This window comes from Paraburkholderia aspalathi, assembly GCF_900116445.1.
GTDB classification, from domain to species: Bacteria; Pseudomonadota; Gammaproteobacteria; order Burkholderiales; family Burkholderiaceae; genus Paraburkholderia; species Paraburkholderia aspalathi.
Genome location: NZ_FPBH01000003.1, coordinates 361,325 through 387,260, shown reverse-complemented (window position 1 = coordinate 387,260; position 25,936 = coordinate 361,325). Strand labels below are relative to the sequence as shown.

At 62.6% G+C, this 25,936-nt stretch carries 22 protein-coding genes; 13 read left to right on the top strand and 9 right to left on the bottom strand.

What is annotated here, in order from left to right; all coding sequences use genetic code 11:
• Nucleotides 1-6 precede the first annotated feature (6 nt).
• The 6 genes from hflC to BM438_RS06670 all read left to right on the top strand — a co-directional run bounded on the left by hflC (nucleotide 7) and on the right by BM438_RS06670 (nucleotide 6,860).
• Complete coding sequence (gene hflC, locus BM438_RS06695; RefSeq protein ID WP_093633522.1) at nucleotides 7-909, top strand: protease modulator HflC; 903 nt, start codon at nucleotides 7-9, stop codon at nucleotides 907-909.
• A gap of 44 nt (nucleotides 910-953) precedes the next feature.
• Nucleotides 954-1,145, top strand: a complete 192-nt coding sequence (locus BM438_RS06690; RefSeq protein WP_054041860.1) for a DUF2065 domain-containing protein — start codon at nucleotides 954-956, stop codon at nucleotides 1,143-1,145.
• Nucleotides 1,146-1,377: 232 nt separating this feature from the next.
• Complete coding sequence (locus BM438_RS06685) at nucleotides 1,378-2,529, top strand: ATP phosphoribosyltransferase regulatory subunit (protein WP_093633521.1); 1,152 nt, start codon at nucleotides 1,378-1,380, stop codon at nucleotides 2,527-2,529.
• Between the two features lie 202 nt (nucleotides 2,530-2,731).
• Entirely contained in the window at nucleotides 2,732-4,078 is a 1,347-nt protein-coding gene (locus BM438_RS06680) for an adenylosuccinate synthase (RefSeq protein WP_093633520.1), read from the top strand.
• A 3-nt stretch (nucleotides 4,079-4,081) separates the two neighbouring features.
• Complete coding sequence (locus BM438_RS06675) at nucleotides 4,082-4,672, top strand: phosphoribosyltransferase (RefSeq protein WP_093633519.1); 591 nt, start codon at nucleotides 4,082-4,084, stop codon at nucleotides 4,670-4,672.
• A gap of 301 nt (nucleotides 4,673-4,973) precedes the next feature.
• Nucleotides 4,974-6,860 carry a potassium transporter Kup gene (locus BM438_RS06670; RefSeq protein ID WP_093633518.1) on the top strand — a complete coding sequence of 629 codons (1,887 nt, stop codon included), beginning with the start codon at nucleotides 4,974-4,976 and terminating at the stop codon, nucleotides 6,858-6,860.
• 149 nt (nucleotides 6,861-7,009) lie between these two features.
• Here BM438_RS06670 and BM438_RS06665 read toward each other — a convergent pair whose 3' ends face one another.
• The gene (locus tag BM438_RS06665; protein ID WP_093633517.1) at nucleotides 7,010-9,361 is read right to left on the bottom strand and encodes a Tex family protein; all 2,352 of its coding nucleotides are present in this window, start codon (nucleotides 9,359-9,361) and stop codon (nucleotides 7,010-7,012) included.
• Between the two features lie 379 nt (nucleotides 9,362-9,740).
• Here BM438_RS06665 and BM438_RS06660 point away from each other — a divergent pair, with 379 nt between their 5' ends.
• The 3 genes from BM438_RS06660 (at nucleotide 9,741) to yoaA (ending at nucleotide 13,310) form a co-directional block, all read left to right on the top strand.
• Entirely contained in the window at nucleotides 9,741-10,643 is a 903-nt protein-coding gene (locus tag BM438_RS06660) for a hypothetical protein (RefSeq protein ID WP_093633516.1), read from the top strand.
• 129 nt (nucleotides 10,644-10,772) lie between these two features.
• Nucleotides 10,773-10,991, top strand: coding sequence for a DUF465 domain-containing protein (locus tag BM438_RS06655; protein WP_093633515.1), 219 nt, complete (start codon nucleotides 10,773-10,775; stop codon nucleotides 10,989-10,991).
• A gap of 63 nt (nucleotides 10,992-11,054) precedes the next feature.
• Complete coding sequence (yoaA, locus tag BM438_RS06650) at nucleotides 11,055-13,310, top strand: DNA repair helicase YoaA (protein ID WP_093633514.1); 2,256 nt, start codon at nucleotides 11,055-11,057, stop codon at nucleotides 13,308-13,310.
• Between the two features lie 150 nt (nucleotides 13,311-13,460).
• Here the strand turns inward: yoaA and BM438_RS06645 are convergent, their stop codons facing one another.
• Together BM438_RS06645 and BM438_RS06635 are read right to left on the bottom strand one after the other, a co-directional pair.
• A complete protein-coding gene (locus BM438_RS06645; protein WP_093633513.1) occupies nucleotides 13,461-13,721 on the bottom strand; it encodes a hypothetical protein in 261 nt (86 codons plus the stop codon).
• A gap of 231 nt (nucleotides 13,722-13,952) precedes the next feature.
• A complete protein-coding gene (locus BM438_RS06635) occupies nucleotides 13,953-15,203 on the bottom strand; it encodes a cupin domain-containing protein (RefSeq protein WP_093633512.1) in 1,251 nt (416 codons plus the stop codon).
• A gap of 32 nt (nucleotides 15,204-15,235) precedes the next feature.
• Between BM438_RS06635 and BM438_RS06630 the strand changes: the two genes are divergently transcribed.
• Nucleotides 15,236-15,778 (top strand): FKBP-type peptidyl-prolyl cis-trans isomerase, encoded by a 543-nt coding sequence (locus tag BM438_RS06630; RefSeq protein WP_093633511.1) that lies wholly within the window; start codon nucleotides 15,236-15,238, stop codon nucleotides 15,776-15,778.
• Here the strand turns inward: BM438_RS06630 and BM438_RS06625 are convergent.
• From BM438_RS06625 to BM438_RS06610, 4 genes are all read right to left on the bottom strand, one after another.
• On the bottom strand, nucleotides 15,758-17,113 hold the full coding sequence (locus BM438_RS06625) for a hypothetical protein (protein WP_093633510.1): 1,356 nt from the start codon (nucleotides 17,111-17,113) through the stop codon (nucleotides 15,758-15,760). The two genes, BM438_RS06630 and BM438_RS06625, sit on opposite strands and share 21 nt — an antisense overlap.
• Nucleotides 17,100-19,787, bottom strand: coding sequence for a DNA mismatch repair protein MutS (gene mutS / locus BM438_RS06620; protein WP_093633509.1), 2,688 nt, complete (start codon nucleotides 19,785-19,787; stop codon nucleotides 17,100-17,102). The genes BM438_RS06625 and mutS overlap by 14 nt, the downstream gene beginning before the upstream one ends.
• A gap of 147 nt (nucleotides 19,788-19,934) precedes the next feature.
• Complete coding sequence (lplT, locus tag BM438_RS06615) at nucleotides 19,935-21,233, bottom strand: lysophospholipid transporter LplT (RefSeq protein WP_093633655.1); 1,299 nt, start codon at nucleotides 21,231-21,233, stop codon at nucleotides 19,935-19,937.
• A gap of 218 nt (nucleotides 21,234-21,451) precedes the next feature.
• Nucleotides 21,452-22,255, bottom strand: coding sequence for an inositol monophosphatase family protein (locus tag BM438_RS06610; RefSeq protein WP_093633508.1), 804 nt, complete (start codon nucleotides 22,253-22,255; stop codon nucleotides 21,452-21,454).
• A gap of 67 nt (nucleotides 22,256-22,322) precedes the next feature.
• On the opposite strand from BM438_RS06610, the gene BM438_RS45390 reads away from it, so the two are divergent.
• From BM438_RS45390 to cysE, 3 genes are all read left to right on the top strand, one after another.
• Nucleotides 22,323-22,475 carry a hypothetical protein gene (locus tag BM438_RS45390; protein ID WP_167378324.1) on the top strand — a complete coding sequence of 51 codons (153 nt, stop codon included), beginning with the start codon at nucleotides 22,323-22,325 and terminating at the stop codon, nucleotides 22,473-22,475.
• Between the two features lie 145 nt (nucleotides 22,476-22,620).
• Nucleotides 22,621-23,457, top strand: coding sequence for an RNA methyltransferase (locus tag BM438_RS06605; protein ID WP_093633654.1), 837 nt, complete (start codon nucleotides 22,621-22,623; stop codon nucleotides 23,455-23,457).
• Nucleotides 23,458-23,639: 182 nt separating this feature from the next.
• Nucleotides 23,640-24,470, top strand: coding sequence for a serine O-acetyltransferase (gene cysE / locus BM438_RS06600; RefSeq protein WP_093633507.1), 831 nt, complete (start codon nucleotides 23,640-23,642; stop codon nucleotides 24,468-24,470).
• 10 nt (nucleotides 24,471-24,480) lie between these two features.
• Here the strand turns inward: cysE and BM438_RS06595 are convergent, their stop codons facing one another.
• Both BM438_RS06595 and BM438_RS06590 read right to left on the bottom strand, forming a co-directional pair.
• Nucleotides 24,481-25,278: a UDP-2,3-diacylglucosamine diphosphatase gene (locus tag BM438_RS06595; protein WP_093633506.1), complete on the bottom strand. Its 798-nt coding sequence runs from the start codon at nucleotides 25,276-25,278 to the stop codon at nucleotides 24,481-24,483.
• Nucleotides 25,279-25,325: 47 nt separating this feature from the next.
• Nucleotides 25,326-25,820, bottom strand: a complete 495-nt coding sequence (locus BM438_RS06590; protein WP_054041841.1) for a peptidylprolyl isomerase — start codon at nucleotides 25,818-25,820, stop codon at nucleotides 25,326-25,328.
• Between the last annotated feature and the right edge of the window lie 116 nt (nucleotides 25,821-25,936).

The window sequence follows — 25,936 nt, the reverse complement described above, 5'->3', positions numbered from 1 at the left end:
CACATCATGAACAAGATCATTGCGCTCGTCGTAGCCGTCGTCATCGTGCTGTTTGCCGCGTCGTCGATGGTATTCGTGGTCGACCAGCGGCATATGGCTGTGTTGTCCTCGCATGGCGACACCGCGCCCGAATTGCTCGGCCCGGGCTTGCATGTGAAGCTGCCGCCGCCGTTGCAGACGGTCACGCTGGTCGATAACCGCATCCAGTCGCTCGACGCGCCGGATGAAGACCGTTATGTCACGTCGGACAAAACCGACCTGCTGGCCAACCCGGTCATCAAATACCGCGTAACCGATCCGCTGAAGCTGCTCGCCGAAACCCGCGGCGACGTGCAAAGTCTGGCGGACCGCCTTGCGCTGCTGTCACGCAGCGCGCTCGGCGACGCGTTCGCCAAGGTCACGCTGACCGATGCGCTCGCAAAGCAACAAGCCGTCGCGGACGAAGCACGTGGCACGATGAGCAAAGCCGCGGCATCGCTGGGCGTTTCGGTGCTCGACGTGCAACTGACGCGCGTCGATTTCCCGGCAGCGATGGCCGACTCGGTCTACAAGCGGATGATCGCCGCACGCGAGCAGGCCGCGGCCGACGAACGTGCGAAGGGCACGGCCGAGGCCGACCAGATCAAGGCGGATGCCGTCAGCCAGCAACAGGCGATTCTCGCGGACGGCTATAAGCAGGCGCAGACCATCAAGGGCGAGGGCGATGCCAAGGCAGCGGAAATCGCGGCGGAAGCATATGGCAGCGACCCGCAGTTCTACCAGTTTTATCAAAGCATGCAGGCGTACAAGAACACCTTCAAGCCGGGCGACGTGATCGTGGTCGACCCGAGCAGCGAGTTCTTCCGCTTCATGCGTAGCCCGACCGGTGGCGCCGCCCCGGACGCTCCCGCGGTACCGCGCAAACACTGATAACCGGAAGGCCGCGGCATCCGCATCGCGGCCCCTTCATTCGCATGGACATAGCCGGCTCGTTACTGCTCGCGATCGCATTGATGCTGATTATCGAAGGGATGTTTCCCTTCGTTTTTCCGAGCGCCTGGCGCGACACGTTCCGTAAAATAGCGGAACGGCCCCCGCATCAGATTCGCGTCGGCGGGCTGGTCGTGATGGTGCTCGGATTGATCCTGCTGTTTATCGTGACCTGAGGGCGTCGCATAGCGCCGCCGCTGCGCGCCGTTGCGTTGGCGCTCCATTTGCGCGGCATCAGCGGCTTGGCAACAGCGAGCGTTCAGCGGCGCGGGCCAGGAAGGGTTATGCAGGGCCGTAAAGGCCCGCCCCGATACCCGCGACAGCCGCCAGAATAGAGCCGTCGCCCGCCATTCACACACATTTACCGGCGCACCCAGCCGCCGTGTTCAACGTCGTAGGACTGTATCGATGTCGACCTGGTTACTTCCCGAGAATATCGCCGACGTGCTGCCGTCGGAAGCCCGCAAGATCGAAGAGTTGCGGCGCCATTTGCTGGACCGTTTCCGCTCGTACGGCTACGAGATGGTGATGCCGCCGCTGCTCGAGTACATCGAGTCGCTGCTGACCGGCGGCGGGCAAGATCTGAATCTGCGCACGTTCAAGCTCGTTGATCAGATGTCCGGGCGCACGCTCGGTCTGCGCGCCGACATTACGCCGCAGGTCGCGCGTATCGACGCACACCTGCTGAATCGTCAGGGCGTGACGCGTCTTTGCTATGCCGGCAATGTGGCGCATACGCGTCCGCGCGGCCTGCACGCCACGCGTGAACAGATCCAGATCGGGGCGGAAATCTATGGTCACGCCGGTCTCGAAGCGGATCTGGAAATCCAGCAGTTGATGCTCGACGCGCTGCGTCTGGCCGGCCTCGCGAAAGTGCGGCTCGATCTGTGCCATGCCGGCGTGCTCGCCGCGCTGATCGAAGCGGAACCTGCTGCTGCGGAGTTGGGCCAATCGCTGTACGACGCGTTAGCCGGCAAGGATGTGCCGCGCCTCGTCGAGCTGACCGCCAATCTCACGCCGGTTACGCGCGACGCATTGCGCTCGCTCCCCACACTTTACGGCGACGCGTCGGTACTCGACGAAGCCCGGGCACGCTTGCCGAACGCACCAGCTATCGCCCGCGCGCTCGACGACCTCGCATTCCTCGCGAGCCAGGTGGACGGCGCCGAAGTGATGATCGATCTGGCTGATTTGCGCGGCTACGCGTACCACAGCGGCGTGATGTTCTCGGCGTATGTGGACGGCGTGCCGAACGCGGTTGCGCGCGGCGGCCGTTACGACCACGTCGGCCAGGCCTATGGCCGGGCACGTGCCGCAACCGGCTTCTCGCTCGATCTGCGTGAAGTTGCTCGAATTTCGCCAGTAGAGGCGCGCAGCAGCGCGATTCTCGCCCCGTGGCAGCATGACGACGCGCTGCGCGTGAGCGTCGCCGCACTGCGCGATGCCGGTGAAGTCGTGATCCAGGCGCTGCCTGGCCACGAGCACGATCTGGACGAGTTCGCCTGCGACCGCGTGTTGGTCGAGCGCAACGGCGCGTGGGTCGTCGAACCCCGTTCCTGAGCGTGAATCGATAGACCGCCCGAGGGTCATCCCAAGGGCATTTCAGAAGGCGTCCAAAGCGTCGCCGAACCCGGCGCGGCCACTCGCCGCGCTATTTTCGATATACCCACCATAACGTGCATACCGTTGAGCGGAAACGGAAAAATTCGGAAGGTTCCGCGAACATAGGTAGAATACGTTTTTAACCAGCTTACGAAACAACATGTCTGCCAGCGCAGTGAATGTGAACCCCGGGCGCAACGTCGTCGTCGTGGGAACCCAGTGGGGTGATGAAGGCAAGGGCAAGATCGTCGACTGGCTGACGGACCACGCTCAAGGCGTCGTTCGCTTCCAGGGCGGTCACAATGCCGGTCACACGCTTATCATCGGCGGCAAGAAAACCATCTTGCGTCTGATTCCGTCGGGCATCATGCATCCCGGCGTCGCGTGCTACATCGGTAATGGCGTCGTGTTGTCGCCGGAAGCGCTGTTCAAGGAAATTGGCGAGCTCGAAGCCGCCGGGGTCGATGTTCAGAATCGCCTCTTCATTTCCGAAGCCACCACCCTGATCCTGCCGTATCACATTGCCATCGACCAGGGCCGCGAAGCGCGCCGTGGCGCGAGCAAGATCGGCACCACCGGCCGCGGCATCGGCCCGGCCTACGAAGACAAGGTAGCGCGCCGCGGTTTGCGCGTGCAGGACCTGTTCGAGCCGGAAAGCTTCGCCGAACGTCTGCGTGAAAATCTCGATTATCACAACTTCGTGTTGACGCAATACCTGGGCGTCGCCGCAGTCGACTTCCAGCAAACGCTCGACACGATGCTGAGCTATGCCGACCGTCTGAAGCCGATGGTGACCGACGTGTCGCGCCGTCTGTACGACGAAAACGCCGCCGGCAACAATCTGCTATTCGAAGGCGCGCAAGGCACGCTGCTCGACATCGACCACGGCACCTATCCGTACGTCACGTCGAGCAACTGCGTGGCCGGTGCGGCTACCGCGGGCGCAGGTGTGGGTCCGCAAAAGCTGAACTACATTCTTGGCATCACCAAGGCGTATTGCACGCGTGTCGGTTCGGGCCCGTTCCCGAGCGAACTGTACGACGCGGATAACGCCGCGCGTCAGGAACCGATTGGCCTCGAACTCGCCAAGGTCGGTAAGGAATTCGGCTCGGTCACCGGCCGTCCGCGCCGCACCGGCTGGCTCGACGCCGCCGCACTGCGCCGCTCGATCCAGATCAACGGCGTGTCGGGTCTGTGCATGACCAAGCTCGACGTGCTCGACGGCCTCGACGAAGTGAAGCTGTGCGTCGGCTACACGGTCGACGGCAAGAATATCGACCTGCTGCCGCGTGGTGCATCGGAAGTCGCGCGTTGCGTACCGGTGTACGAAACCTTCGCGGGCTGGAAGGAAAGCACCGTCGGCATCACGGAATGGGACAAGCTGCCGGCCACCGCGCGTGCTTATCTGACGCGTGTGCAGGAAGTCGCGGGCATTCCGATCGACATGGTGTCGACCGGTCCGGATCGCGACGAAACGATTCTGCTTCGTCATCCGTTCAAGGTTTAAGCCATGGTGCAAGGTGTACCCATGATTGCGATGAAAGACCCGCGCAACGACGACAAGAACCTGTGGGTCGGCTGGGACGAATATCACCGGCTGATCGAACTGCTGGCGTTGCAGGTGCATGAATCGGGCTGGAAGTTCGACAAGATTCTGTGTCTCGCGCGCGGCGGTTTGCGCGTCGGCGACCAGCTCTCGCGTATTTACGATCTGCCGCTGGCGATTCTCGCCACCAGTTCGTACCGCGAAGCGGCCGGTACGGAGCAGGGCGAGCTCGACATCGCGCAATACATCACGATGACGCGCGGCGAGCTGCACGGCAACGTGCTGCTGGTCGACGATCTGGTCGATTCGGGTGTGACGCTGGCACGCGTGCAGGCACATCTGAAAGAACGTTATCCGGCGATCACCGCGGTGCGCTCGGCGGTACTCTGGTACAAGGGCTGCTCGAAAGTGAGGCCTGATTACCATGTGCAGTATCTGCCGACCAATCCGTGGATTCACCAGCCGTTCGAGGAATGGGACACGGTTCGTCCGCATAACCTCGGCGCGTGGATCAAGCGCGGCATGCAGCAGGACCAGGAGTCGTCGGGCACGTGATGCGCGCTACGACGTCGTGTGTATCGCGTCGTATCCCGTGCAGTGTCTGCAAGACGGAGCCCGATTGGGCTCCGTTTTTTTTATGTGCGTTATGTGTCCGCCGTATGTCCCGCGAAGGGTGCCTCGCAAAACGCGCCTGCCGCGCCGGCGAAACGCCTGACGCAGCAGACGCGCCTAAATCGCAGTGCTACACTGCGCGGACCATCCACGTGGTGTATCCACAACAAGCCGGGCGGCGCTAGGCGGGCAGTTTAGAATAGCGGTCGTTTTTTCCGCTCAGGGAACGGATTTCCTCGCGTCTATGACAGATAACAATCACGTGCACAAACAGCCTCTGCCTTCCCTCGCGATTGCTGCGATCGGAGTGGTGTTCGGCGATATCGGCACGAGCCCGCTGTACTCGCTGAAAGAAGCTTTCAGCCCGGCACATGGCATTCCGCTGACCAACCAATCGATTCTGGGTGTGATCTCGCTGCTGTTCTGGGCGATCGTGATCGTGGTCAGCATCAAGTACGTCTTGTTCGTGATGCGCGCCGACAACAACGGCGAAGGCGGCGTCCTCGCGCTGATGGCGCTGGCGCTGCGCTCTCTCGACCAGAAGTCGAAAATGGCCGGCCTGTTGATGATGCTCGGCATTTTCGGCGCCTGCATGTTCTATGGCGACGCGGTGATTACGCCCGCCATTTCGGTGATCTCCGCGGTCGAAGGCCTTGAGATCGCGGCGCCCAATCTGTCTCATCTGGTGCTGCCGCTCACGATGGTGATCCTCGTGCTGCTGTTCTGGATTCAGCGGCACGGAACGGCCACCGTCGGCCGCCTGTTTGGCCCGATCATGGTGCTGTGGTTCGTGGTGCTCGCCGCGCTCGGTCTGTGGCACATCCTGCAGTCGCCGAATGTGATCCGCGCACTGAATCCGTACTACGCCTACACCTTTATGGCCGCGCACGTGTTGCAGGCTTACGTGGTGCTTGGCTCGGTCGTGCTGGTGCTGACGGGCGCCGAAGCGCTGTACGCCGATATGGGCCACTTCGGTGCGAAGCCGATCCGCATGGCCTGGTACTTCCTCGTAATGCCTTCGCTGGTGCTGAACTATTTCGGCCAGGGCGCGCTGCTGATGCACGACCCGAAGGCAATCGAAAACCCGTTCTTCCTGCTTGCACCGGATTGGGCGCTGCTGCCGCTCGTGGTGCTGTCGACGGTGGCGACCGTGATCGCGTCGCAGGCTGTGATTTCCGGCGCCTATTCGTTGACGAGCCAGGCGATCCAGCTCGGCTACGTGCCGCGCATGAAGATCCTGCACACGTCGGAACTGGCGATCGGCCAGATCTATGTGCCGGTGGTGAACTGGATGCTGCTGTTCATCATTCTGTGCATCGTGATCGCGTTCAAGAGCTCGGATAACCTCGCCGCCGCGTACGGTATCGCGGTGACGGCCACCATGGTCATCACCACGGTCCTGGCCTGCGTCGTCATGGTGAATGTGTGGAACTGGAACAAGTTCCTCGTGGCGCTGATCATCGGCGTGTTCATGGCGGTCGACTTAGGCTTTTTCGGCGCCAATCTGCTCAAGGTGGCCGAAGGCGGCTGGTTGCCGCTCGGCATCGGCGCGCTCCTGTTCTTCCTGCTGATGACCTGGTTCAAGGGCAGGATGATCGTCAAGGAGCGTACGGCGGCTGACGGTATTCCGCTTATGCCGTTCCTGCAGGGTCTGCTCGCGCATCCTCCGCATCGTGTGTCGGGTACCGCGATCTATCTGACGGGTAGCGATTCGCTCGTGCCGGTGAGCTTGCTGCACAACCTGAAGCACAACAAGGTGCTGCACGAACGCACAATTTTCCTGACTTTCGTGACGCTGGATATTCCGTATGTGAACGATGCGGAACGCGTGACGGTAAAGGATCTGAACGGCGGCTTGTTCCTCGTCAAGGCAGCGTACGGTTTCAACGAAACGCCTGACGTGAAGGCTGTGTTGCTCGAAGTCGGCCGCACGCACGACATGACCTTCGAGATAATGGACACGTCCTTCTTCCTCGCTCGCGAAACGGTCGTGCCTACGCAGTTGCCGGGCATGTCGGTGTGGCGCGAACGTGTGTTCGCGTGGATGCATCAGAACGCCGCCAAGCCGACCGACTTCTTCAGTATTCCCGCCAACCGGGTGGTGGAGTTGGGGACGAAGATCGAGATCTGACGCGACGGATCGAGGCTCGGACGCGCCTTGCATGTGAAGGCGCGGCAAGCGAAAAGAGATAAAAAAAGCCCACGCAATTGCGTGGGCTTTTTTCTGCTCAGTCATCGCGGATGTCAGTGCGTGGGCGAATCACGCACTGACGAACCCGCTTATTTCTGCTTGAGCTTGGCGAATGCCGCGGCCATTGCGCCGCCTGCTTCCGGCTCACGCGAGCGCTGTTGCTGCGCGCCGCGGCCAGCACCGCCCGAACGGCTCGAACCGCCCCGATCCTGCTGGGCGCCGCCACCGCTGCGCGGCGCGGCTGCCGCGCCGAACTCGTCGTCCAGACGCATGGTCAGCGCGATACGCTGTCGCTTCACGTCGACTTCCAGCACCTTCACCTTGACGATCTGGCCGGCCTTGACCACTTCGTGCGGGTCTTTGATGAACTTCGTCGACATGGCCGACACGTGCACCAGACCGTCTTGATGCACGCCGATGTCGACGAACGCACCGAAGGCCGCCACGTTCGTCACGACGCCTTCGAGCACCATGCCCGGCGTCAGATCGCTGACCTTCTCGACGCCTTCACGGAAGGTCGCGGTCTTGAACTCGGGGCGCGGGTCGCGGCCCGGCTTTTCGAGTTCCAGCAGAATGTCGCGCACGGTCGGCAGGCCGAAACGTTCGTCGACGAATTCGGCCGGCGAGAGGCCACGCAGTGCGTCGCGATTGCCGAGTACTTCGCCGACATGCTTGCTGATCTTCGCCAGCATGCGTTCAACGACCGGATACGCTTCCGGGTGAACCGACGAACGGTCGAGCGGGTTCTCGCCGTTGTTGATGCGCAGAAAACCGGCGGCTTGTTCGAAGGTCTTGTCGCCCAGACGCGGCACCTTGCGCAGATGTTCGCGCGATGGGAACGGGCCGTTTGCATCACGATAGTCGACGATGTTGCGAGCCAGCGTCGCGTTCAATCCAGACACGCGCGCGAGCAACGCGACCGACGCCGTATTGGCGTCCACGCCGACTGCGTTCACGCAATCCTCGACCACCGCGTCGAGCGAGCGGGCCAGTTCGCGCTGATTCACGTCGTGCTGATACTGGCCGACGCCGATTGCCTTCGGCTCGATCTTCACCAGTTCCGCGAGCGGATCCTGCAGACGGCGTGCAATCGACACCGCGCCGCGCAACGACACGTCCATGTCCGGGAATTCCTTCGCCGCGAGTTCGGAGGCGGAGTACACGGACGCACCGGCTTCCGAGACGACGATCTTCTGCAGCTTGAATTCCGGATGACGCGCGATCAGCTCGCTCGCAAGCTTGTCCGTTTCGCGCGACGCCGTACCGTTGCCGATACTGATCAACTCAGCCTGCGTTTGTGCGCAGATGCGCGCCAGTTTCGCAATCGAGCCGTCCCAGTCGCGGCGCGGCTCGTGGGGATAAATCACGTCGGTGGCGAGCACCTTGCCGGTCCGGTCGACCACGGCGACTTTCACGCCGGTGCGCATACCCGGATCGAGGCCGATCACGGCCTTCGGTCCGGCGGGCGCGGCGAGCAGCAAGTCCTTCAGATTGCGCGCGAACACGCGGATCGCTTCATGTTCGGCTTCGTCGCGCAGATTGGTCAGCAGTTCGTTTTCGATATGCGGCTGCACCTTCACGCGCCAGCACCAGCGGCACACGTCGGCGAGCCACTTGTCGGCCGGACGGTTCTGATTGGCGATGCCGAAGTGGCGGGCGATCAACGCTTCGCCCGGATGCGGCACTTGCGCGTCGAGTTCTTCGCCGAGCCCGAGCTTGACCATCAGCACGCCCGCATTGCGGCCGCGGAACAGGGCCAGCGCGCGATGCGACGGCACGGTTCGAATGGTTTCCGCGTAATCGTAGTAATCGCGGAATTTTTCTTCTTCCGCGTTTTCCTTGCCCTCGACCACCTTCGACGACACCACGCCCTGGTTGAACAGGTAATCGCGCAGCTTGCCGAGCAGATCCGCGGTTTCGCCGAACTGTTCGGAGAGGATGTCGCGCGCGCCATCGAGCGCGGCCTTGACGTCGGCGACGCCTTTCTCGGCGTCCACGTAGGCGGCGGCTTCGGTTTGCGGGTCGAGGAGGGGATTGGCCAGCAGCGCGTCGGCGAGCGGCTGCAGGCCGGCTTCGCGGGCGATCTGCGCGCGCGTGCGGCGCTTGGGCTTATACGGGAGATACAGGTCTTCCAGCACCTGCTTGCTGTCGGCGCCTTCGATCGCGGCGCGCAGTTCGTCGGTGAGCTTGCCCTGTTCGTCGATGCTCGCGATGATCGTGGCGCGCCGGTCTTCCAGCTCGCGCAGGTACAGCAGGCGCTCCTCGAGATTACGCAGTTGCGTGTCGTCGAGATTGTCGGTCACTTCCTTCCGGTAGCGGGCGATGAACGGAACAGTCGCTCCTTCGTCGAGAAGTTGCACCGCGGCCGCGACCTGGCGCGGCTGGACGGACAGTTCGGCGGCGATGCGCTGTACGATCTTGAGTGCTACGGTTTCCGTCATAAGGTCTTGGTGTTCCTGCTGCTCAATCAAAGGTCGCGCCGTAGTGGCACATGCCCGGCACATGCCAGGCATACTCCGGGCCCACGTCGGGCACACCGGTGTACGCTGGGCGTGCGCGCTGCGACCAGGTTGCTGGAGCGGGGCATTTTGCCATAAATGCAAAAGGGCTCAACCGCAGGGTGATAGAATTTCGGGCATGTTCCGTTGACCAATTACGACGTTGCCAACCTCCCTGTCCCTCAACCGCCTGGACTCCCGCTTGGTCTCTCGCTTGTCACAATTACCGCTTTTTCTGACGCCGCGTGTGTCGCGCTCGCCGCTTACATCGCTCACGTCGGTGTTGCGGTCCCTGTTCAGGTCAGCGCTTCCGTCCAATGGGATGTTTTTCGTTTCGTGCGCGTCGTGCGTCATGGCAGCTTCGCTGGCCATGTCCGCGCCGGCCGTAGCGCAATCCGCAGCGCCGCTCGTGGCCGCCAGCAGCCTCGCGCCGGCAGCGGCTTCGGGCACAACGAGCACCATGAGCGCCACGGGCGCGGACAATGCCGATAACGCGGCATCGCCCAACAGCGCATTCGACGCGCGGCAGAAAGTCCTCGATCAGCGTACCGAGGAAAACAACTACCGTTACGCGGTCGCCGAACACGATTGCTACAGTAAGTTCTTTGTCAACCACTGTCTGAACAAAGCGCGCGACAGCATGCGTTCGGTGCAGGCCGATATTCGCAAGGAACAGCTCGCGCTCGACGGTGAACAGCGTGTCCAGCACGCTCGCCAGCGTGACGAGCAGGCAGCGCTCAAACGCGCACAAGACGAAGCCAGCGCGCCGCAGCGTGCCGCTGACGACGCGCGCAACGCCCAGGCCTACGAAGACAAGCAGCGCCAACACCAGCTCGACCAGGCGCAGCGCGCGGCCGAGGCGCCGCAACGCAGCGCCAACGCGCAAGCCTATCAGCAGAAGCAACAACAGCACGCGCTGGATCAGGCGCAGCGCGGCATCAGCCCGTCGCAGGCCGCTGCCAACAGCCAGGCATACGACCAGAAGCAGGGCGACTTCCAACGCAAGCTCGACCAGGCGCGTCAGCAGGGCGCGCAAAAGGCGCAGGAGCGGGTGGAGAAGCAGCAGACCTTCGAGAAGAAGCAGGCTGACGCGGCGCAGCACAAGGCCGATGTCGAGGCTCGTCAGAAGCAGGCGGCCGAGAAAGCCGAGCAGAAACGTCAGGACCAGTTGAAAGAGCAACAGCAGCTTGAAGAACAGCAAAAGCAGCAAAAGGAACAACAGTAGGTGTGCTGTAGCGGGTTCTGGTAGGGTAGTAGCCAGGCAGCAGTCGTCGTAACGCGTTTTAAGCCGGACAGCAACCTCAGGCATTGGGCTGCATATGCAGCCCTGTGCCGCATACGAGAGGAGGCGAGCATGCGCGATCAACATCACGTCATCACCGCGGACACATTGCGCGACCGTATTCTGCAACTGGAATCGGAGCATAGTGGGCTCGATCGCTTGATCGACCGAATGTCGGAAGAGCCCGGCATCGACGACTTCGAGTTGCAGCGCCTGAAAAAGCGCAAACTCAAAGTCAAGGACACCATCATCTTGCTGCAATTGCAGCTCGAACCGGACGCACGCGCCTGAGTTCGCGCCCTGGCAGGTGCCGGGTCGCGCCGCGCGCGCCGGACTTTGCAGGAAACGCTTGCCTTGAATTCACCGCTTGAAACTTCACCACGCGCCACGGCGGGCGAGGACGCTCCGGCGGCCGGCACGCCCGCGCTGCGTCCTCCCGCGTCTGCGCTCTCCGCGTCGCTGAATCCACGCCGCGTTGCCGAACTGGACGATATCTTCGCCGACAACGGCCTGCTCGCCCGTCAGATCGACGGCTATCGTTCGCGCGCGTCGCAGATCGAGATGTCGCGCGCCGTCGCGGCGGCCATGGAAGCGTCGGGCCGCGCGATGCCCGAGCCCGCGATGTTCGAGGCGCAAAAGCGTCCGGCGCGGCGTCTGCAAGCGCCAGGCGCTGAGGCTGCAACTGGTGCCCCTGAAAACGACGAATCGAGCGCTCTCGACGGCAGCGAAAACACGCTGATCGTGGAAGCGGGCACCGGCACCGGCAAGACCTATGCGTATCTCGTGCCGGCCATGTTGTGGGGCGGCAAGGTGATCGTCTCCACCGGCACCAAGCATCTGCAGGATCAGCTCTTTCAGCGCGATATTCCGACCGTGCGCGATGCGCTCGCCGTGCCGGTGTCGGTGGCGATGCTCAAGGGCCGCGCGAACTACCTATGCCATTACTATCTGCAGCGCACAGCGGATAACGGTCGCCTGCCTTCGCGCCAGGAAACCTCGTATCTGCAGGACATCATTCGCTTCGCCAAGATCACGCGCACCGGCGACAAGGCTGAACTCGCGAGCGTGCCGGAAACGGCGGCAGTGTGGTCGATGGTTACGTCCACGCGTGAGAACTGTCTTGGCCAGGAGTGCCCGCATTACAAGGAATGCTTCGTGATGCAGGCGCGCCGCGAGGCGCAGCAGGCCGATATCGTGGTGGTGAATCACCATCTGTTTTTCGCCGACATCATGTTGCGCGATACCGGCATGGCTGAATTGCTGCCGACGGCCAACACCATCATCTTCGACGAAGCGCATCAACTACCGGAAACCGCGACGCTGTTTTTCGGCGAGACGCTTTCCACCACGCAATTTCTCGAGCTCGCGCGCGATTCCGTGGCGGAGGGCCTGGGTCATGCGCGTGAATCGGTCGACTGGGTCAAGCTCGGCTCGACACTCGAACGCGCGGCGCGTGACGTGCGGCTCGCTTTCAAGGAGGATACGGTGCGCTTGTCGATCGGTCAGTTGCCCGACGATCATCCGCTATTCCCCGCACTCGAAACACTTGAGACCGAGCTCGACGCATTGACGTCCGCGTTGGCGGGTCAGGCCGAGCGAGCCGAATCGATCGGGGCGTGTCTGCGCCGCGCACGCGAACTGCAAGGCGTGCTCGCGGGCTGGACCACACCGCCCACCGAGACCGAACGCGCAGCCGCTGACGCCGCCGCGGAGGACGCCAAGGCCGAACGCACCGATCCGAACGAAAAGGTGCGCTGGATCGAAGTGTTCGCGCATACGGTGCAATTGCACGAAACACCGCTGTCGGTTGCGCCGATCTTCGCTAAGCAGCGCGCGGGTGTGCCGCGCGCTTGGATCTTCACCTCGGCGACATTGTCGGTGCGTGGCGACTTCACGCACTACGCGGCGCAGATGGGCCTGAACGCAAAGCGCTCGATGACGCTGCCGAGCCCCTTCGACTATCCGACGCAAGGGCTTCTGTACGTGCCGCGCAATTTGCCGCAGCCTTCGTCGCCAATGTTTACCGACGCCGTGTTCGACGCGGCATTGCCCGCGATCGAAGCATCGGGCGGCGGCGTATTCATGTTGTGCACGACGTTGCGCGCGGTGGACCGCATCTCGGCCAAACTGCGCGACACCATTGAAGCACGCGGCTGGGACTATCCGTTGCTCGTGCAGGGTGACGCGAGCCGCACTGAGTTGCTCGATCGCTTCCGTGCGTATGGCAATGCGATTCTGGTGGGCAGCCAGAGCTTCTGGGAAGGCGTGGACGTGCGGGGCGATGCGCTCTCGCTGGTCGTGATCGACAAGCTGCCGTTTGCGCCGCCTGATGACCCGGTGCTGTCGGCGCGTCTCGATGCGCTAACGAAGAAGGGATTGAGCCCGTTCGCGGTCCACCAGTTGCCGCAGGCTGTGATTACCCTCAAGCAGGGCGCAGGTCGTCTGATTCGCGCTGAGACCGATCGCGGCGTGCTGATGATCTGCGATACCCGTCTCGTCGACAAACCGTATGGGCGCCGCATATGGCAGAGCCTGCCGCCATTTAAACGCACACGAGAGATCGAAGTCGTGCGTGAATTCTTCGAAGAGAACGCAACGCCGGCTGAATAGCAGGTGATTAAGCGAATGCCGTTGTAAAAAACGGCGCTTAAATGACAAAACGCCACGGATTTGAATCCGTGGCGTTTTGCTTTACTGCCCAGGAAATCGAGATGATTTCCCGGAGCAGTTTTCGCCCAGAGGCGAACCCTATGCGACAGCTTACTGGCTTGCGCCCGAAGCCGGAGCAGCAGCCGAAGCAGCAGCGCCTGCGTCCGAAGCAGCGGTCGTAGCCGAAGCAGCAGCGTCGCTCGCAGCAGCAGCCGCACCCGATGCAGCAGCAGCCGAATCCGAAGCTGCAGCAGCCGGTGCCGAAGCAGCAGCTGCGTCGCTAGCCGGGGCAGCGGCTTGATCGTTGCTCTTGTTGCATGCAGCCAGTGCCACAGCTGCCAACAGGGATGCTACGAGGAGGGATTTCTTCATGATCACGTCCTTTTATGGTTAAAGGTAAGCAACAGCGCAAAATAATACCGGTAATGTGCTCCAACATCGACCTGGGCCGTTGGTGGAGACGCTCTTTTGACGAGCTAGAATCTTCCCTACGGCTTGGGCGGAAATTATATGCACTTTCGTACTGACAATCCATAAATCCGGGGTCAATACGTTGTCTTTCTCATACAAAATTTCACAGTACGGTATAACAGGCGGGCAGAGTTACGCAAGCTCGCCCACTTGTATCCAGCCCGCACAATACCACTCGTGAAGCAGTGCTGTCACCGACGAATCGTCTGAGAGTGTTACAAAGCGTTTCGCACTCAGACACCGGTGGTCAGCGAGGTCAATCAACCACTTTTTGGCCCCATTAAACGGCGTTTCCTCTCCATTTAGGAAGAAAAAACGGCGGTTGTACAACAAATTAGTCTTGCGGTCCAGTCGAATGCCAGACTTGGATGCCTGACTGATGAAACGTGCTTCATTGAGCGGTCGTTGCGGCGGATCAAACACGACGCTCGGCTTCGGTTCGCTGAGGTACGTGCCAAGGAACGACGCAATGTCCTGCTCACTCCACTTGACGCCAGCAAGGATCGAACCAACCCGTTCGATCAAGGCGGCGGGCAGCGCTGCCGGACGGTCTACTGCGGCTTGCTGCGGGTCGCGATAAAGCGCATCGGGCCGCGCGGCCGAGTCGCCGCGTTCGGCCAGATGATAGAGGAACTGCGCGGTCAATTCGCCCGCGGACGGGGCGCGAAAACCGATCGAGCAGGTCATGCATTCGCCTTCGGCAACACCGTCATGAGCGATATGCGGCGGCAGGTACAGCATGTCGCCCGGCTCGAGCAGCCATTCCTCTTCTGCTTCGAAATGCTGTAAAACTTTCAACGGCAAACCCGGTTGGAGTGTCAGATCTTTCTGCGCACTGATTCGCCACCGGCGCTTGCCTTTTACTTGCAAAAGAAACACATCGTAGGAATCGAAGTGGGGGCCGACGCCGCCGCCATCGCTCGCATACGAAATCATCAGGTCGTCCAGACGCGCGTCCGGCACGAAGCGGAAACGGTCGAGCAAGGCGCGCGCGCGATCGTCGTAAAGATCCACGCCTTGTACGAGCAAGGTCCAGGCGCGCTGCTTGAGCGAGGGCAGTTCATCCGGCGCGAACGGGCCGTGCTCCAACTGCCATTTGTTGCGAAAGTGCGTGATCAGACGTGCTTCGACTTCGTCCTGATCGGCCAGCTCGAAAAACTCCTCGCGCGACAGCGGCGCCTCTACGTTCGGGATCGCCTGGCGGATCAGCAGCGGCTTCTTCTGCCAGTACCGGCGCATGAATTGCGACGGTGTCAGATTGCCGAGCAAGGGCGTGGGCGTGTCGGGCGAGGGCGGGAGAATAGGGCGAGCCGGCTTTGAAGCCGGCGAAGAATTCCGTGCCGAAGCTGCATCGGCCGGGTGGTCAGTGGGCCGCTTGGGCATCGTATAATGTGAGTTGTATTCTGGAGAATCGAATGAAAATCGCAAAGAACACCGTCGTGTCGGTCGCTTACAAGCTATCGGATGCGCAGGGCAATCTGATTGAAGAAAGCGACGAGCCGATGGTCTATCTGCACGGCGGCTATGATGGCACGTTCCCCAAGATCGAGGAAGAGCTCGACGGCCACGAGGCCGGCTTCGAGACTCAGATCCAGCTCGAGCCGCAAGACGCGTTCGGCGAGTACGATCCCGATCTCGTGAAGATCGAGCCGCGCGATCGCTTCCCGGAACCGCTCGAAGTCGGCATGCAATTCGAAGGCACGCCGGAAGAAGGCGATGAGGATCTCGATTCGCTCGTCTACGTGGTGACCGACGTGGCGGAAGACAAAGTCGTGCTCGACGGCAACCATCCGCTCGCCGGCATGGCGCTGCGTTTCGCGCTGACCGTCAAGGACGTGCGTCCGGCTACGGAAGACGAAATCCAGCACGAACACGCGCATGGCGCCGACGGCCTCGAAGTCCTCGATGACGATGACGACGAAGCCGAAGACGACAAGTCAGGGCCCACGCTGCACTGAGCTTGCGGGCGTACTGGGCGCGCCTGAGGGCGTACTCGGTGCGTGCGGCAAAACGGTCGAGGCGGGCGGGCCGGACATGGCAGGCCCATACTCGCCGTTGCCGTCGTCCGTCGATCTGTGTTGCTGCGAGTCCGGTTGCTGCTGCCCGGGCGTTTGCAACAACGGCGGCAACTCGGAAGCGGGGCCCAAGGCGGGCACGGCCGGCATCGAAGCGGCCGGCTCTTCGCGCTGCGGCGCCGGTGCTGCTATCGGCATTGGCATTTGCTTCGGCACGTCGCGCACACTCACGCGGAACGGCGGTTTCTTGCCGAGATCCGCTTCAATCTGAATCCACTGGTTAAGACGATCATGCGGCGCAAGCGCGACACGCGTGAGGTTCGTCACCAGCATCCCCTTGTCATTGCGTAGCGGCTGATCGATCACGAAGCCGGCGCTCGCGCGTTCGTCGTCGCAATGAATCACCAGCACCGGTCCGCGAAAAATCTGCGCGAGTTTGACGAGGCTGCGTTTGAATTCCAGAAAGCCGTCGCGTCGCGTGTTTCGCGCAAAGCGCAGCCACGCGAAACGGTCGGGCCGTTCGTAGCGCTCCGGATCGGGGTCGCCCTGAATGAATACGACAATCGCACGCGCGTCGCGGCGTTTCGCATATTCGCCGGCATGTTCGAGCCAGAATGCATTGGCGATAACGCGATCTTCAAACTCACCATTGCGGCCGCCCGCGGTCAGATAGTGATTGTTCGGGCTCGGCGCGTTCAGACCGACAAACACGGTATCGCCGACTTGCCAGCGCACGTTTTCCCGGAACGGACGGAAACGCGACACTTCGCTCTCGCGTGTCAATGCGATCGGGTTCTGACCCATCGAGGTGGAGTCGGTGAAGAGGGTCTGGCGGAGTTGATCGAGGCGCTCGACCGGGTCGAAGCCGCCGGCCTCAGCCGTGCTGCAGTCGGCCCAGTCGTGCTGGCCCGGAATGAAGAAGAGGGCGGGCCGCGATGTTTCGAGCAGCGCGTGGCGCCGTTCGTATAACGCATCGCGGCAGGCTTCTTTCGCGCCCTTCAGATTGCCGTCATAGACGACGAACGATACGTCGCGGTCGCGGCCGATTGCGTCAATCAGACGTTGGGTGGGCGCTTCGTCGGCGGGGCTTTGCATCGTGCTGGCGATGACCGCGAACGCAAAGCGCGGCGCTTCGGCGTGCGCGAGCGGGGCACTCACCACGAGCACCACAAACGACGCTAGAGACGCAAAGCCGCCCGTAAGCGTGAGAGCATTGGTCAGCGCCGCGCAAAGTTTGCGCGGGCGCTGCGAGGGCCTGTGTGCGTCAATGATCTGCATCCGGCGCGGCGGCCAGGTCGTGCAGTTCGTACAGCAGATCGAGCGCTTCGCGTGGCCGCAGATCGTTCGGATCGATTGCACGCAGACGTTCGACGAGCGCCTGCATGGCCGGCGACGCTGCCGTTGCTGTCTGCTTGTCACTGGGGCCGTCGTCGGCGTCTTCAAGCAGCATGGGCATAGGCGCGGCGAACAGATCGAGTTGCGGTGCGGGTTGCGCCGCCGATTGTTGTTCGAGATGCGCAAGATGCTTGCGGGCGGCACGAATCACTGCGTTCGGCACACCGGCCAGTTGCGCGACCTGCAAACCATAGCTCTGATTCGCTGGCCCTTCGCTGACCGCATGCAGGAACACGATGCCGTGCCCATGCTCGACTGCCGAAAGGTGCACATTGGCCGCGTGTGGAAACTCAGCGGGCAACTGCGTCAATTCGAAGTAGTGGGTGGCGAACAGCGTATGACAGCCATTGTGCGAGAGCAGGTGCCGCGCGATGGCCCACGCCAGCGCGAGGCCGTCGAACGTCGACGTGCCGCGCCCGATTTCGTCCATCAGAACGAGACTTTGCGGTGTTGCGTCGTTCAGGATCGCTGCGGCTTCGGTCATCTCCACCATAAAGGTCGAGCGGCCGCCGGCCAGATCGTCCGCGGCGCCGATCCGCGTGAAGATGCGATCGATCGGACCGAATGCCGCGCGCCGTGCGGGCACATAGCTGCCGACGTAGGCCAGCAACGCGATCAGCGCGGTCTGCCGCATGAAGGTCGATTTACCGCCCATGTTCGGGCCGGTGATCAGCAGCAGCTTGCGCTCGGGTGTGAGCGTGCAGTCGTTAGCGATAAATTGCTCGACCTGCGCCTCGACAACCGGATGCCGGCCCTGCTCGATTTCGATGCCGGTATCCGGCGAAAACGTCGGCGCGACCCAATCGAGCGCGCGAGCGCGTTCGGCGAAAGCAGCCAGCAGATCGAGTTCGGCGAGTGCCGCCGCGACGCGCTGACAGTCCGGGATAAAAGGCAGCAGCCCTTGCAGCAACGCGTCGTAAAGCGAGCGTTCGCGGGCCAGCGCGCGTTCCTGCGCGGACAATGCCTTGTCTTCGAACGTCTTCAGCTCAGGCGTGATGTAACGCTCGGCGTTTTTCAGCGTCTGACGGCGGCGGTAGTCGTCCGGCACCTTGTCAGTCTGGCCGCGCGTGACTTCGATATAGAAGCCGTGCACCTTGTTGTACTCGACGCGCAGATTACCGATGCCGGTGCGCGCCCGTTCGCGCGTTTCGAGGTCGATCAGGAACTGCCCGCAGTTCTCCGAAATATCTCGCAACTCATCGAGTTCCGCATCGTAACCACGCGCGATCACGCCGCCGTCGCGCACCATCGCGGCGGGCTCCTGCGCGACCGCGCGCTTGAGCAGTTCGACGCAGGCTTGCGGCGGTTCCAGCGACGCATCGATACGCGCCAGCGAATCCGCATTGGACGAAACGGCCGCGAGTTGCGTGCGCAACTCGGGCAAGGCGATGAACGTATCGCGCAGGCTCGACAGATCGCGGGGGCGCGCCGACAGCAGCGCGAGACGCCCGGTGATCCGCTCGATGTCGGAGATTTGCCGCAACGCGCCGCGCAGCGTGTCGACGCCTGCGCCCAGCGGTGCGTCGAGCAGTGCGCCGATGGCTTGTTGACGTGCTTGCGCCACGGCGGCTTCACGCGGCGGATGATGCAGCCAGTGACGCAACAGACGGCTCCCCATCGTCGTGCAGCAGGTGTCGAGCAATGAACACAGCGTGGGCGATTCGGTGCCGCGCAGTGTTTCGGTGAGTTCTAGATTGCGGCGTGTGGCGGGGTCGAGCCCGATATATTCCGACTCGTACTCGACCTTCAGGCTGCGCACGTGACGCAATTGCTGGCCTTGTGTGGCCGCCGCATACAGCAGCAGCGCGCCGGCCGCGCCGCATGCGGCTGTCAGCGAGTGCGCGCCGAAGCCGTCGAGGCCGGCCACTTCCAGCTGGTCGCACAGACGCTGCGTGCCCGAGGCGATATCGAAGTGCCACACCGGCACGCGGGTAAGGGCGCCGACGTTGACCGGCGGCGTCCAGCTTGCGGAGTCGGCGGGCGCGTCGGCCACCAGAATTTCCGCGGGACGAATCCGCTCGAGCGCGGCGGCCACCTGGTCGGGCGCTACTTCGGCAAGGCGTAGTGCGCCGCTCGCCAGATTCAGCCACGCGAGCCCGACGCTCGTGGCGACGCCGCGGCGGTTATGCGCGACGCACAGCGCCATCAGGTAGACGTCGTTCTTGTCGGACAGGAGCGCTGCATCCGTCAGCGTGCCGGGCGTGACCACGCGCATCACTTTGCGCTCGACGGGCCCTTTCGACGTAGCCGGGTCGCCGATCTGTTCGCAAATCGCGACGGATTCGCCGAGCTTCACCAGCTTGGCCAGATATTGTTCGACGGCGTGATGCGGCACGCCCGCCATCTTGATCGGATTGCCCGCCGAGGCGCCGCGCTGCGTAAGTGTTAAATCGAGCAGACGCGCGGCCTTTTCCGCGTCTTCGAAAAAGAGCTCGTAGAAGTCGCCCATCCGGTAGAACACCAGCGTGCCCGGATGATCCGCCTTGATGCGGAGGTACTGCTGCATCATCGGCGTGTGTTGTGCGACGTCATTGGCCGCTGCGGTTTGAATGCCCATCCGTGGTGTCTTTTTGCGTTAGCTGTTCAGGGCGTGAGTTTAACCCGCCAGCGCGGCGAGCGGACCCTGGCCGGATGGCCAGTCGCTACGCAACTTACCTGTCGTAAGACAGATTCTCGCGCCAGCCGGGCGATTCTCGCCAGGCCATCATTCTTCAACGAGCGCTCGCATATCCACCGTGCGCTCATTCACGGCGCTGCGCCGTTTTGCGAGCCACATCATGAACGTGATGAAGCTGCCGAACACGACAATGATCCATTGCGCCGGCATCTTCGCGGTGAGCAATATCGCATAAGCCCCGAGCATCAGCAGTACGGCCAGATTCTGGTTGAAATTCTGCACCGCGATCGAATGCCCCGCGGAGAGCAAGGTCGCGCCACGATGCTGGAGAATCGCGTTCATCGGCACGATAAAAAAGCCGGACAGCGCGCCGAGCAGGATCATCAGCGGATAGGCGAGCAGGATATAAATCGGCAGCACGTACGAACCGATACGTAGGCCGGCGCCCGCCGGAAACAGGTCCCGGTTGTAGAACGCCACGGCGATTGCCACCGCGCCGGTGAGGATGCCGATCGGCAGCACGCGCAGCGAGTTGCGCAATGGAATCAGCGCCGCCGCGGCCGCCGCGCCGACGGCGATGCCAAGCCCCGTCACGCCTTGCATCACCGCCGCCTTCGAGAGCGACAGGCCAAGATTCACGTTCGCCCATTTGAGCACCAGCAATTGCAGCGTGACCGCGCCACCCCACATCAGCGTCGTGACCCACAGCGCGATCTGTGCGAGCTTGTCGGCCCACAGCACGTTGAAGCAATGATAGAAATCGCCGACCAGTTTCTTCGGCTCGTTCAAACGATTCGGATAACGCGCGCCGGTATCGGGAATGAAGATGTTGATCGCCGCCGCGATGGCATACGTAACCATCACCGCGAACATCGCCAGATCGGCGGAAGAGCGGATCAGCGGCAGATGCGCATGCGCGACGAACCGGTCGGCGAGCGTGCTGATCAATGCGCCGCCGACCATCGTGCCGACAATGGTCGACAGGACGGTGGCCGATTCGAGCCACGCGTTCGCCTTGACGAGTTTTTCCGCGGGCAGGAGCTCGGTGAGAATGCCGTATTTGGCCGGCGAATACGCGGCCGCGCCAAAGCCGACCACGCCATACGCGATCATCGGATGGACGCCGGCGATCATCATCAGGCAACCGCTCGCCTTGAGCGCGTTGGAGATGAACATGACGTGTCGCTTCTGCAGCGCGTCGGCGAAGGCGCCGACGAAGGGGGCGAGCAACACGTAGGAGACAGTGAAGAAAATCTGCAGCAGCGGCGTGACCCAGGCGGCCGAACGGATCACCGATAGCAGGGCGATGGCGGCGATCAGCAGGGCATTGTCCGCGAGCGACGAAATGAACTGCGCCGCGATGATTGTGTAGAAGCCTTTTTTCATGAAGCGGATCGGAAGCTGCGCGGAAATCTGACGCGAAGCAGGGCGCTGCAAGAAGCGCGCAAAACGCAGCCGGCGATCGAGCGTGCCGGCGCGGCATTCCGCTTTGTAGCACGAACGCCCGCCGGATGCTGGCGGCCCAACGAAAAAGCGGCCGAAGCCGCTTTATGTATTACCGATGCCGGCGCCAAGCCGGCCAGTCCAGAACTAAGACCTGAACCTTAAGCCGCTTGCTGACGCGTGCGGCTGTAGCGCGACAGGATCGGGATCATCTGCGCGTAGACCTTCGGATTGCCCGCGACGATTTCGCCGACGTGCAGGAAGTCCGAGTCGCCCGTGTAATTGCCGACCAGACCGCCGGCTTCCGTGATCAGCAGGCTGCCCGCGGCGACGTCCCACGGATTCAGGCCTTGCTCGAAGAAGCCGTCCATACGGCCCGCGGCAACATTCGCCAGATCGAGCGCAGCAGCGCCCGGACGGCGCAGGCCGGCGCAGGCTTCGGTCATTTCAGCGAACTGGCGGCCGTACGCTTCGAGGCCGTCCTTTTCGCGGAACGGGAAGCCGGTGCCGATCAGGCCGTCAGCCAGGCGGTCGCGCTTGGCGACGCGGATACGGCGGTCGTTCAGGAACGCACCGCGGCCGCGCGAGGCGGTGAACAGGTCGTTGCGGGTCGGATCGTAGACCACGGCCTGCGTCACGATACCCTTGTGGGCGAGCGCGATCGACACGCAGTAGTACGGGAAGCCGTGGATGAAATTGGTGGTGCCGTCGAGCGGATCGATGATCCACTGATATTCGGACTCGTTGTCCGACTTGCCGGATTCTTCGGCGAGGATGGCGTGATCGGGGTAGGCTGTCTTGAGCGTGTCGATGATCGCCGCTTCAGACGCTTTGTCGACCTCCGTGACGAAATCGTTGTGCTGTTTCTTGCTGACCTGGAGCAGATCGAGGTCGAGCGACGCGCGGTTGATGATCTGGGCTGCGCGGCGCGCGGCCTTCACAGCGATATTGAGCATGGGATGCATGAGACTGGATCCTTGTGCCGGGGCAGCACGGCTGCTTACCGGTAAATGAGCGCGGGATGGACGCTAATTGAGCGCCATCAAAGGGCGCGGAAACAGCACGGAACGCACGTCCGGCAAAGGACCGGGTGCGCATTCCGCCGACGGAGACGAATTGGATAAGAACGAGGCGCCGGAGCTTTCACAGGAGAAAACCGGGCGCGAATATTGGTATTTTACCTGAGTCCGGGCTGCCGCGGCAGCGCTTGCTGCCTGGTATAGCGTGCCACGGTCCAACGGCGCGGTTCTGGCGCGGCGCACGCGCGCATTTCAGAGCCGATGCGGCGTTGGCGCTACCATACGCGTTCTTTACTTTGCCGAGTTTCATCGTGGACCACCCCCACCATTCTTCCGATCCCGCCGTGGCGGACCTGCGCGGCGGTTTTACGTCGACGCGCTTCGTGCTCGTCGAGCCCAGCCATCCGGGCAACGTCGGCGCCGCAGCGCGCGCGCTGAAAACCATGGGGTTTTCGCGCCTCGTGCTCGTGTCGCCACGTGTGCCCCACGTGCAAAGCGATCCGGAAGCCATCGCCATGGCGAGCGGCGCCGACGACGTGCTGGCGTCCGCGCACGTCGTCCCGACGCTTGCCGATGCGTTGAATGGCGTGCATTGGTCGATTGCGCTGACCGCGCGGCTGCGTGAATACGGGCCACCGCAATGGACGCCGCGTGCCGCGGCAGGCGCCGCGCGTGAGCAGGCTCTACATGGCGAGATCGCGCTGGTGTTCGGCAACGAGCGCACGGGGCTGTCGAACGAAGACGTCGAGCGTTGCAGCGCGCTCGCGCATATTCCGGCCAATCCCGCCTACAGTTCGCTCAATCTCGCGCAGGCCGTGCAGGTGTTGGCGTATGAATTGCGCACGGCGTATCTGTCCTCGGACGAGGTAACGGCGGCAGCATCCGCGGTGGCGCAGACGGCGGCCGGGCAGGGCGAGCCGGTCGGCGCGCGAGCGGCGAGCGACGAAATCGAAAGCATGTACGCGCATCTGGAGAGTGCGCTGGTCGCCCTCGAGTTTCTCGATCCGGCCAATCCGAAGAAATTGATGTCCCGCTTGCGGCGTCTGTTCGCACGTTCAGGTCTGGAGCGCGAGGAAGTGAATATCGTGCGGGGCATCGCCAAACATATTCTGCTGAAGACCAGGCCGCCCGGCGGCGACGCGTCTTAAGGGCTGCCCGCCCATCAATCTACGACCTTGCCGGCAGCGTGGGCTTCCGGCAGGTTTCGCGCAATCGCCCTACAATCGCTCGAAACGTTCTAAGCAAAGCTGCCGATCTGCTATACGGCAAGCATCCGCCGTGCGTGGTGTTTCACGCAGGCGGTCTTTTCCCCCACAACCTAGTCCCTGCCATGTTCACGAGACTCCGCGAAGACATCGCCACGATCCGCGAGCGCGATCCCGCCGCCCGCAGCGCCTGGGAAGTCCTCACGTGTTATCCCGGCCTGCACGCGCTCGTGCTGCACCGGCTCGCGCACGCCTGCTGGCAGGCTAAACGCCGCTGGCTCGCGCGTTTCATTTCGCAGATGGCGCGTTTCATGACCGGCATCGAAATCCATCCGGGCGCTACGCTGGGCCGTCGTGTGTTCATCGATCACGGCATGGGCGTCGTGATTGGCGAGACGGCGCAAGTCGGCGACGACTGCACGATCTACCAGGGCGTAACCCTTGGCGGCACGTCGCTCACGCGGGGGGCGAAGCGGCATCCCACGCTTGAACGCGGCGTAATCGTGGGCGCGGGGGCGAAGGTCCTCGGCGGCTTTACGATCGGCGCGGACGCGAAGATAGGTTCGAATGCCGTGGTCACGAGGCCGGTGCCGGCACGCGGTACGGCAGTGGGGAATCCCGCGCGGATCATCGTCCCGGCAGCGGCTGCCGTGGCAGCCACGGCGAGCGCATCGGCAAATGGCGCGTCGCGTGAGTTGAAAACCACGTCAGAAAAGAGCGGATTCTGCGCCTACGGCATCACGCCGAACGCGGATGATCCGGTATCGCTGGCGATTCACGGTCTGATCGATCACGCTGCCACGCAATCGAAGCGTATCGACGAAATCGTCGACGCGCTGGAGCGGCTCGGCACCAGTCTGGAAGGTTTGCAAGGCGCCGATGCGGCGCTGCTCGATCTGCGGCGCCTGTCGGCTGCGATTGCGGGAAAGGTGGAAGGGGCAGTGGCGGAGCGCTAGTCTAGCTAGGTCAATTCAGCGGCAACGCCCGAATTCCTTCCGCATCGATTCGCAGATAACCGCCACGGCGCTCGCCGTGGTCGAGATCCCAATCCGGCAATACCCAGCGCGTGCCGCCTGGCTCGCGATGCAGCGCCGGTCGATGCGTGTGCCCATGAATGATCGTGGCCGTTTTCGACACCTTGAATAACGCAGCGACGGCCTTCGGCGTCACGTCATACTTCGGCGAAACCGGACGCGAGCGGCCTTGCTCGCTCTTTGAGCGCATGTTTTCTGCAAGCGCCTGACGCCAGCGAAACGGCCACGCGAGAAACAGCATCTGCGCGACACGGTTGCGCGCAAAGCGCCGGAAAAATTGATAGCCGCGATCCGCGGTGCAGAGGCCGTCACCATGCGCGAGCACGATGCGCGTGCCGAATGCGGTGATCACAAACGGGTCGGGCAGCCAGATCGCGCCGGCCGCTTTCATGAAGCGCTTGCCGAGCAGAAAATCGCGATTGCCGTGCATGATGTAGAGCGCGATTCCGCGCTCCGACAACGTATGCAGCAACGCCGCCATGCGCGCGACGAACGGCTCGACGAGCATGTCGTCGCCGATCCAGTACTCGAACAGATCGCCGAGAATGAAAACCGAATCCGCCTGCTCGGCCGTGACGCGCACGAAGTGTTCGAACGCGGCGACCGTGTGCGGAATCGCCTCGCTCAGATGAATATCGGAGAGGAAAAAAAACGGGCGTGCGGCGTGCGGGCGTTTGCCCTCGCCAGGCACGCCCGCGGCGACGCTTCGCAGCGGCGTTTCTTGCAGCATTGAAGGTGCCTGATATCAGTTCAAACAGGTTAGCCCTGATCGGACGCTTAGTCGACGATCACTGCTTTTTCGATCACGACGTCGTCGGCCGGCACGTCCTGATGGAAGCCCTTCGAACCCGTCTTGACCTTCTTGATCTTCTCGACGATGTCCATGCCGTCGACCACCTTGCCGAACACCGCATAGCCCCAGCCCTGCGGCGTCGGCGACGAGTGGTTCAGGAAGTCGTTGTCGTTCACGTTGATGAAGAATTGCGCGGTTGCCGAGTGCGGGTCGTTCGTGCGAGCCATCGCGATCGAACCGTTGACATTCTTCAGGCCGTTGTTCGCTTCGTTGGTGATCGGCTCAGCCGTCGGCTTCTGCTTCATGCCGGGTTCGAAACCGCCGCCCTGGATCATGAAGCCGTCGATCACGCGGTGGAACACCGTGTTGTCGTAGTGACCGGCCTTCACGTAGTTGAGGAAGTTCTCAACCGACTTCGGCGCCTTTTCAGCGTCCAGTTCGAGTTTGATGACGCCGTGGTTTGTATGCAGTTCAACCATGATGGAATCCTTTGATGAACGGGGTGGGTAAAAGGCGCAGCCGTTCGTCACGAAGTGTGATGACGACGGGCCGCGCCGGGGGCGTAGATTGAGTTGCTTTCCTGTGCAGCGTGCCG

Excerpts from the sequence above, each read along its gene's own strand:
- BM438_RS06635 (WP_093633512.1), bottom strand. The coding sequence starts at position 15,203 with ATGCCCAAGCGGCCCACTGACCACCCGGCCGATGCAGCTTCGGCACGG.
- BM438_RS06660 (WP_093633516.1), top strand. The coding sequence starts at position 9,741 with ATGTTTTTCGTTTCGTGCGCGTCGTGCGTCATGGCAGCTTCGCTGGCC.
- BM438_RS06690 (WP_054041860.1), top strand. The coding sequence starts at position 954 with ATGGACATAGCCGGCTCGTTACTGCTCGCGATCGCATTGATGCTGATT.
- hflC (WP_093633522.1), top strand. The coding sequence starts at position 7 with ATGAACAAGATCATTGCGCTCGTCGTAGCCGTCGTCATCGTGCTGTTT.
- BM438_RS06655 (WP_093633515.1), top strand. The coding sequence starts at position 10,773 with ATGCGCGATCAACATCACGTCATCACCGCGGACACATTGCGCGACCGT.
- mutS (WP_093633509.1), bottom strand. The coding sequence starts at position 19,787 with ATGGGCATTCAAACCGCAGCGGCCAATGACGTCGCACAACACACGCCG.
- lplT (WP_093633655.1), bottom strand. The coding sequence starts at position 21,233 with ATGAAAAAAGGCTTCTACACAATCATCGCGGCGCAGTTCATTTCGTCG.
- BM438_RS06680 (WP_093633520.1), top strand. The coding sequence starts at position 2,732 with ATGTCTGCCAGCGCAGTGAATGTGAACCCCGGGCGCAACGTCGTCGTC.
- BM438_RS06645 (WP_093633513.1), bottom strand. The coding sequence starts at position 13,721 with ATGAAGAAATCCCTCCTCGTAGCATCCCTGTTGGCAGCTGTGGCACTG.
- cysE (WP_093633507.1), top strand. The coding sequence starts at position 23,640 with ATGTTCACGAGACTCCGCGAAGACATCGCCACGATCCGCGAGCGCGAT.
- BM438_RS06590 (WP_054041841.1), bottom strand. The coding sequence starts at position 25,820 with ATGGTTGAACTGCATACAAACCACGGCGTCATCAAACTCGAACTGGAC.
- BM438_RS06610 (WP_093633508.1), bottom strand. The coding sequence starts at position 22,255 with ATGCATCCCATGCTCAATATCGCTGTGAAGGCCGCGCGCCGCGCAGCC.
- BM438_RS06665 (WP_093633517.1), bottom strand. The coding sequence starts at position 9,361 with ATGACGGAAACCGTAGCACTCAAGATCGTACAGCGCATCGCCGCCGAA.
- BM438_RS06675 (WP_093633519.1), top strand. The coding sequence starts at position 4,082 with ATGGTGCAAGGTGTACCCATGATTGCGATGAAAGACCCGCGCAACGAC.
- BM438_RS06685 (WP_093633521.1), top strand. The coding sequence starts at position 1,378 with ATGTCGACCTGGTTACTTCCCGAGAATATCGCCGACGTGCTGCCGTCG.
- BM438_RS06670 (WP_093633518.1), top strand. The coding sequence starts at position 4,974 with ATGACAGATAACAATCACGTGCACAAACAGCCTCTGCCTTCCCTCGCG.
- BM438_RS06630 (WP_093633511.1), top strand. The coding sequence starts at position 15,236 with ATGAAAATCGCAAAGAACACCGTCGTGTCGGTCGCTTACAAGCTATCG.
- BM438_RS06625 (WP_093633510.1), bottom strand. The coding sequence starts at position 17,113 with ATGCAGATCATTGACGCACACAGGCCCTCGCAGCGCCCGCGCAAACTT.
- BM438_RS06595 (WP_093633506.1), bottom strand. The coding sequence starts at position 25,278 with ATGCTGCAAGAAACGCCGCTGCGAAGCGTCGCCGCGGGCGTGCCTGGC.